Here is a 6,993-nt window from a genome sequence, read left to right as displayed (position 1 = left end):
GGATGGACAACATAGAATCTCCTACGGAAAGCCATGCACCTCCCCCCTAAACAAAAAACGTGAAACAGTACCGATATCCCGGCATCTTCCGTCAACTTGTAACGAATGTTGTAAAAGCCTTTTTTCTGCCATGAAATCCCCCTAGTATTGCATTGGTGCGAGAAAGCGAAGGATTCCTAGCCAATTTCCCGCACGTTCACAACAAATAACGACACGTTTCCAGGGAGACCCGTTTTGGCTTCCATTCTGGTCCTGCATGGCCCCAACCTGAACCTGCTTGGCACCCGCGAGCCGGAAAAGTACGGCCATACCACCCTGGCCGACATCAATCAGCAACTTCAGCAGCAGGCCAGCGACGCCGGCCACCATCTGCAGCACCTGCAGAGCAATGCGGAGTACGAGCTGATCGAGCGTATTCACGATGCCCGCACCGAAGGCATCGATTTCATCATTATCAACCCGGCAGCATTCACCCACACCAGTGTGGCGTTGCGTGATGCCCTGCTTGGCGTAGCGATCCCCTTTATCGAAGTGCACCTGTCCAACGTGCATGCCCGGGAAACGTTCCGCCATCAGTCCTATTTTTCCGATATCGCTCGCGGCGTGATCTGCGGCCTGGGAGCCACCGGCTACCAGCTCGCCCTTACTGCTGCCCTTGAACAACTGGCCCCCAACGCATAACTGGATGGTTTAGAGACATGGATATTCGCAAGATCAAGAAACTGATTGAGCTGCTGGAAGAGTCTGGCATTGAAGAACTGGAAATCTGCGAAGGCGAAGAGTCCGTTCGCATCAGCCGTGGTGGCAACAAGGTTGCTGCGGCACCGGCCCAGTACTACGCCGCCCCACAAGCGGCCCCTGCCGCACCGGCTGCCGCTCCGGCGCCAACAGCTGAGGCCGCGGCCCCTGCCGCAGAAACCCCCAGCGGGCACCTGGTTCGCTCTCCCATGGTGGGCACTTTCTATCGCTCCCCGGCGCCGGGCGCGCCGATGTTTGCCGAAGTGGGCAAGAAGGTTCAGGCCGGCGATGTGCTGTGCATCGTCGAAGCCATGAAAATGATGAACCAGATCGAAGCAGACAAGTCCGGCACCATTGATGCCATCCTGGTAGAAGACGGCGAACCGGTTGAGTTTGATCAGCCTCTGTTCTCCATCGTTTAAGGAGAACCGTCATGCTGGAAAAGGTTGTCATTGCCAACCGCGGTGAAATTGCCCTGCGTATCCTGCGTGCCTGCAAGGAACTGGGGATTCGTACCGTGGCCGTCTACTCCAAGGCCGACCGCGACCTCATGCACGTGCGCCTTGCCGACGAAGCCGTGTGCATCGGTCCGGCACCGTCCGTGGATTCCTATCTGAATATCCCGGCCATCATCAGCGCCGCCGAAGTCACCGATGCCGACGGCATCCACCCGGGCTATGGCTTTCTGGCCGAGAATGCCGACTTCGCGGAAAGCGTGGAGCGCTCCGGCTTCACCTTCATCGGCCCCAAGGCCGATACCATCCGCCTGATGGGCAACAAGGTTGCCGCCATCGACGCCATGAAAAAGGCCGGCGTCCCCACGGTTCCAGGCTCCAACGGCCCGGTGGGTGACGACGACGAAGGCGCGCTGCAGATGGCCCGCGACATCGGCTACCCGGTCATCATCAAGGCCGCAGCCGGCGGTGGCGGACGGGGCATGCGCGTGGTGGAAGAAGAGCGCCTGCTGCTCAACGCCATCACCCTGACCCGCTCTGAAGCCAAGAACGCCTTCGGCGATGCCACGGTGTACATGGAAAAGTTCCTGCAGAAACCGCGTCACGTGGAAGTGCAGGTCCTTGCAGACGGTGCCGGCCATGCTATCCACCTGGGCGACCGTGACTGCTCCTTGCAACGCCGTCACCAAAAGGTGGTGGAAGAGGCGCCCGCGCCGCACATTCCACAGCACCTGAAAGACGAAGTCGCACAACGCTGTGTCGATGCCTGCAAGACCATCAACTATCGCGGCGCAGGCACCTTCGAGTTCCTGTATGAAGATGAGCGTTTTTACTTCATCGAAATGAACACCCGCGTACAGGTGGAACACCCGGTAACCGAAATGGTGACCGGCGTGGACATCGTCAAGGAACAGCTGCGCATCGCCGGTGGTGACGGGCTGCAACTGCAGCAGAGCGACATCAAGTTCCAGGGCCATGCCATCGAAGTCCGGGTCAATGCGGAAGATCCCGTTCGCTTCACCCCGTCACCGGGCAAAATCAGTTACTTCCACGCCCCTGGCGGCAACGGCGTGCGTGTCGACTCGCACATCTATAGCGGTTACACCGTACCGCCCTACTACGACTCCCTGATCGGCAAGCTGATCACCTGGGGCGAAGACCGCGACATCGCCTTCGCGCGCATGCGCAACGCCCTGGACGAGATCGTCGTGGAAGGCATCAAGACCAACGTGGATCTGCACCGCGAAAAAATCTTCAAGGACAAGGCGTTCATTGAAGGCGGCGTGGATATTCACCACCTTGAGAAGAAACTGGGCAGCGAATAGCGGCCACAACCGTTAAGCCCCGGCGGAATCAAAGCCGCCGCAAAAAGGCCGCGATCAGTATCTGATCGCGGCCTTTTCATTCACTGGAACGCGGTTAACGCAGCCACGAACCGTGCACTTCAGCACACATCAGGGCCGCTTTCGCACCCGCAATACCAGCGCCCGCCCCACGATGTCATAACCGTGCGCCGCGGCTATTTCATGCTGGCGACGTTCAATCACCGGGTCGCGAAATTCAACAATATCATTAGTGTCCACACACACCATATGGTCATGCTCTTCGCCAGAAGAAAGCTCAAACACGGAATGACCGTTATCGAAGTTATGGCGGGCAACAAGCCCGGCTTTCTCAAACTGGGTCAGCACCCGGTAAACCGTGGACAGACCAATGTCCTCCCCGGCCTGATGCAGATGCCGGTAGAGATCTTCCGCAGTGAGATGATGGCGCTCTTCATCGATGGACTCGAGCATTTGTAGGATACGTACGCGAGGCAACGTCGCCCGCAGACCCGCGCTTTGCAGGGCCTGATTCTCTGCTTTCATTATTGTGCTCCATGCAATATCTCGGTCAGCCCGACGTGGGCAGTGCCGTTTTCTCCCTGCCCCTATAATAATGACGAACGACAGAAAAAAATGTGCATTTTTTCTGTCGGTCCGGGATGGTGTTGGCACAAATTCCCGGTAAAGTTCAGATCATGTCATGTTCAGGCAGAACCCTATGCCACTTCAGCGCCGTCAATTTCTCACTAGTCTGTTTTTTGCTTCCCTGCTGCCTACAACGGCATTCTCTAGACCGGATCTGACCCGGACCATGGGAACCACCCTGGCGGATAGAGGATCACCGCTCTACCGCTTTGAGAATTTTCGCGTCACATCCGAAGATGGCGAGCGCCACTACCGGGTATGGCTGGCCATCCCGCACTCCGCACCGCCGGAGCAAGGCTATTCGTCGGTGACCCTGCTCGACGGCAATGCCGTGCTGCACCATCTTCAGGAAGACTGGCTTGCACCGTTGTCGGAAAACGCTCTGCCGGTACTGATCATGGTGGGCTACGACACCGATCTGCTGTTTGATGTGGTGGCTCGCCAACGGGACTACACGCCGGCACTCCCCGGTGAAGGGCTGATCCCTGACCCCCGCCGACCGGAACGCCTTGGCGGCGGCGCCGACGCCTTCCTGACCCTGCTGGAAAACCACATCAAGCCCGAAGTGCAAAAACGCGCCCGCCTCAACCTGGCGCAACAATCCCTGTGGGGGCATTCGTTCGGCGGCCTGTTTGCGCTCTATGCGCTGGCGTCGCCTTCCAGCACCTTTACTCGCTATATCCCGGTCAGCCCGGCAACCTACTGGCACAACCACGCGATTGATCACTACCTGAAAGACACACCGTCCCCGGCACAGGTATGGCTGGCACGAGGCACTGATGAAGTCCGTGTGACTCCGGATATGGACGATGCCGCTATCGCACGCCTGAAACAGCAAGGCAGCGACGCCTTCATGATCACAGTGCAAACCCTGGCACAACACACGCCATTGCAAGTCCACTGGAAACCCTTCCCCGGCCTGGGCCACGGCGCCATGCTCCCGGCCTCCCTCCCCGACGCCCTGGCCATCGCCAGCGGCAAAACACCCCCTGGCTGGAACCCACACCCCACACAATCTTAGGCCTGTTAAGACCGGGGGATGCGCCGTGGACAACCAACGGCTCTGTCTGTTCCGCTTAAACGTGGGAGATTCGCTTGCAAGCAAGCTCCCACAACAAGACCTAATCCGGAGTGATTCGCCGCGACCTTAACTGCTATCATCCCCCACGTTGGGGCGAACGCCCCACGTAGCTGTTCACTTTTCACTGTTAACTATTCACTAGAGCGAAGCGAAAATGGCCTGGCTCCAGCTCCACCTTGCCACGACGGAAAAACACGCCGATGCCTTTCAGGCCGCGCTGGAAAATCTGGGCGCCTGCGCCGTGACCCTCACCGACGGAGCAGACCAACCCGTGTTCGAACCACCGCCGGGCACCCGACCGCTATGGCAGAACACCATTGTCAGCGCCTTGTTCGAGGCCGATGCTGAACTGGATCTGATCCTCACCGCCCTGCAGCAGCAAGGGCTGCAGGCCGATGCGCATCATCACGAAACGCTGGAAGACCAGGTGTGGGAACGGGCGTGGATGGATGACTTCTCCCCCATGCGATTTGGCGAACGGCTATGGATTGTGCCCAGCTGGACAGACGCCCCCGACCCAAACGGAGTCAACCTGAAACTGGACCCTGGCCTGGCCTTCGGCACCGGCACCCACGAGACCACCGCGCTCTGTCTTGAATGGCTGGACGGGCACGCACTGAACGGCAAGACGGTATTGGACTTCGGCTGCGGCTCAGGCGTGCTGGCCATCGCGGCCCTGCTACTGGGAGCCGGCCAAACCACCGGTACCGACATTGACCCCCAGGCCCTGATCGCCAGTGAAGAAAACGCTCGAAACAATGATGTAGCCGACCGGCTCGACCTGTTTCTTCCGGAACAGATGCCCGCTGAATACCGCTGCGACGTACTGGTGGCCAACATTCTTGCCGGCCCACTGGTAGAGCTGGCCGAACTACTGGCGGGATACTGCAAACCCGGTGCAGGACTGGCGCTTTCCGGGATTCTCGCTGAGCAGACAGACGATGTACGCAACGCCTACTCCCGCTGGTTCGACCTGACGCCGACCACACAGAAAGGCGACTGGGTACGCATTGACGGTGTACGCAAGCAGCCGTAACCGGGGCGAAGACCGATTAGCGGATCGCTGCACTCACCCCAACAGCCACCCAAACTGAGGCGCAGGTCCTTGCGGGCCATTGGGTTTTTTCTGTAAAAAGAGTCTACGCACACAACACAGCGACTGTGTGCGGTTTGCTGCGCCGCCAACCAATAACAATCAGGCATGTCCATGGCCACCCAGTACAAGACCCGCTGCCCTCACTGTGCAGCCCAGTTCAAGATCACCGACGAGCACCTCAAACAGGCTCGCGGAGCCGTGCGTTGTGGTTCCTGCCTTCAGGTATTTCAGGCCACGGACTATCTGGTAGACCCACCCGAGCAAGCCGCCAGCACCGAAAACCGCTGGGCCGGCGCCCTGGACAGCAACAGCTCCACTTCCCCCGACAAGCAGACCAGCAGGAAAGACTCCCCCTTTTCCGACGGCGAACTGGATCTGGATCCGGATTTAGACGCTCAGGATGATGATGAGCAGCACGACGACAGCGGCCTGAATATCGAAGGCATGGAGCTGAGCGACTCTTTCATGAATCTTGGCGAAGACGGCGAGAACGGCCTCGGCGAGGATTTTGCCGACATGCAGGGGGCCGGCCGGGCAAGCCACAACGAAGGCGCCGATGAAGCCTGGGCCGAGGCCCTGCTGCAGGAACTGGAAGATGAACCGGAACCCGCGCGCCCTGAGGACGACAAACCCGCCAAAGCGGTCTTCGCTCCTCTGGATGAGCCCGGCGCGAAACGCCCGGCGGCACCCACTCCCAAAAAGGACAAGCCGGCCCCCAAACCCAAAGCGCAAAAGCCTGCTCAGGATGACGACGACTCCCTGTTCGGCGGCCTCGACTTGTTCGGTGATGACCTGACCGAAGAGCCAGTGACCATTAGTGCTTCCGCGCCACTGCGTGAGAGAGAAGCGCACTTCCAGCGACATCGCGATTGGTCCGGACTGGCTAAATGGGGGGGGCTGTCCGTGCTGGCATTGGTGGTACTGATCGCCCAGTACGGTTACTTCAATTTCGATCAACTGGCCCGTAGCCCTCAGTGGCGGCCAGCCTACCAGCAAGTGTGTGAGGTGCTGGGATGCCGCCTGCCCAATCGCAGCGACATCAGCAAACTGCGAGGCGCCAACCTGGTGGTTCGCAGCCACCCTCAGTTTGACAACTCGCTGGTGGTAGACGCGATTCTCTTCAATGAAGCCCGTTATCCGCAGCCCTTCCCGGATCTGGAACTGACCTTCAGTGCACTGGACGGCAAGGCCATTGCAGGGCGTCGCTTCAAGCCAGCGGAATACCTGCACGGCGATCTGGCCGGCATGGAAACCATGCCCATCCACACCCCTCTACATGTATCACTGGAAATCGTTGACCCTGGCGACAAGGCGGTGAACTACAACCTGCGGCTGCTGGCCAGCCCGGAGTCGGCGGGCTCCCCTGACGCCTGAACCGCCCCCGATAAAACGGGAAGTTTTTCACCACAGGGCGCACAGAGATAATCGAGGCAAGGCAGGGGCAGTTTCTCCGCTCCCTCGGTATCCTCTGCGCCCTGTTCGCTTAACCGCCTGTTAACGGCAAGTGATGCGGGCAACATAGACGCCCCAGCCCCTCACTAGCGCCCAGCGTGCACCGCATCCTGTCAGCTCAACCGCCCTCTGATTCAAGGTGAGCCTTTTTTGATCAATGGCCTTTCATCGCCGGGCGCGGGTCTCTATCATTAGCTCCCT

7 protein-coding genes are annotated in these 6,993 nt (G+C 59.4%); 6 read left to right on the top strand and 1 reads right to left on the bottom strand.

Annotated features, from left to right (window positions below; genetic code table 11):
• The first annotated feature begins 234 nt into the window (after positions 1 to 234).
• The 3 genes from aroQ to accC are packed head-to-tail and all read left to right on the top strand — an operon-like array spanning position 235 to position 2,518.
• On the top strand, positions 235 to 681 hold the full coding sequence (gene aroQ / locus A15D_RS07480; RefSeq protein WP_022984649.1) for a type II 3-dehydroquinate dehydratase: 447 nt from the start codon (positions 235 to 237) through the stop codon (positions 679 to 681).
• A gap of 17 nt (positions 682 to 698) precedes the next feature.
• On the top strand, positions 699 to 1,160 hold the full coding sequence (accB, locus tag A15D_RS07475) for an acetyl-CoA carboxylase biotin carboxyl carrier protein (RefSeq protein WP_102791407.1): 462 nt from the start codon (positions 699 to 701) through the stop codon (positions 1,158 to 1,160).
• Between the two features lie 11 nt (positions 1,161 to 1,171).
• Entirely contained in the window at positions 1,172 to 2,518 is a 1,347-nt protein-coding gene (accC, locus tag A15D_RS07470; RefSeq protein ID WP_102791406.1) for an acetyl-CoA carboxylase biotin carboxylase subunit, read from the top strand.
• A gap of 129 nt (positions 2,519 to 2,647) precedes the next feature.
• Here the strand turns inward: accC and fur are convergent, their stop codons facing one another.
• Positions 2,648 to 3,061 (bottom strand): ferric iron uptake transcriptional regulator, encoded by a 414-nt coding sequence (gene fur / locus A15D_RS07465; protein WP_102791405.1) that lies wholly within the window; start codon positions 3,059 to 3,061, stop codon positions 2,648 to 2,650.
• A 268-nt stretch (positions 3,062 to 3,329) separates the two neighbouring features.
• Here fur and A15D_RS07460 point away from each other — a divergent pair, with 268 nt between their 5' ends.
• From A15D_RS07460 to A15D_RS07450, 3 genes are all read left to right on the top strand, one after another.
• Positions 3,330 to 4,184: an alpha/beta hydrolase gene (locus tag A15D_RS07460; RefSeq protein ID WP_158245791.1), complete on the top strand. Its 855-nt coding sequence runs from the start codon at positions 3,330 to 3,332 to the stop codon at positions 4,182 to 4,184.
• Between the two features lie 214 nt (positions 4,185 to 4,398).
• The gene (gene prmA, locus A15D_RS07455; protein WP_102791403.1) at positions 4,399 to 5,280 is read left to right on the top strand and encodes a 50S ribosomal protein L11 methyltransferase; all 882 of its coding nucleotides are present in this window, start codon (positions 4,399 to 4,401) and stop codon (positions 5,278 to 5,280) included.
• 171 nt (positions 5,281 to 5,451) lie between these two features.
• Entirely contained in the window at positions 5,452 to 6,714 is a 1,263-nt protein-coding gene (locus A15D_RS07450) for a DUF3426 domain-containing protein (protein WP_102791402.1), read from the top strand.
• The last annotated feature ends 279 nt before the right edge of the window (positions 6,715 to 6,993 follow it).

Source organism: Alcanivorax sp. MD8A, assembly GCF_002888555.1.
Classification (GTDB): Bacteria; Pseudomonadota; Gammaproteobacteria; order Pseudomonadales; family Alcanivoracaceae; genus Alcanivorax.
The sequence above is the reverse complement of the archived record's forward strand: the minus strand, read 5'-3'. Positions and strand labels throughout refer to the sequence as shown.

What these genes read in the sequence shown, in the direction of transcription:
- accB (WP_102791407.1), top strand. Translation starts at nt 699, where the DNA reads ATGGATATTCGCAAGATCAAGAAACTGATTGAGCTGCTGGAAGAGTCT.
- accC (WP_102791406.1), top strand. Translation starts at nt 1,172, where the DNA reads ATGCTGGAAAAGGTTGTCATTGCCAACCGCGGTGAAATTGCCCTGCGT.
- fur (WP_102791405.1), bottom strand. Translation starts at nt 3,061, where the DNA reads ATGAAAGCAGAGAATCAGGCCCTGCAAAGCGCGGGTCTGCGGGCGACG.
- A15D_RS07460 (WP_158245791.1), top strand. Translation starts at nt 3,330, where the DNA reads ATGGGAACCACCCTGGCGGATAGAGGATCACCGCTCTACCGCTTTGAG.
- prmA (WP_102791403.1), top strand. Translation starts at nt 4,399, where the DNA reads ATGGCCTGGCTCCAGCTCCACCTTGCCACGACGGAAAAACACGCCGAT.
- A15D_RS07450 (WP_102791402.1), top strand. Translation starts at nt 5,452, where the DNA reads ATGGCCACCCAGTACAAGACCCGCTGCCCTCACTGTGCAGCCCAGTTC.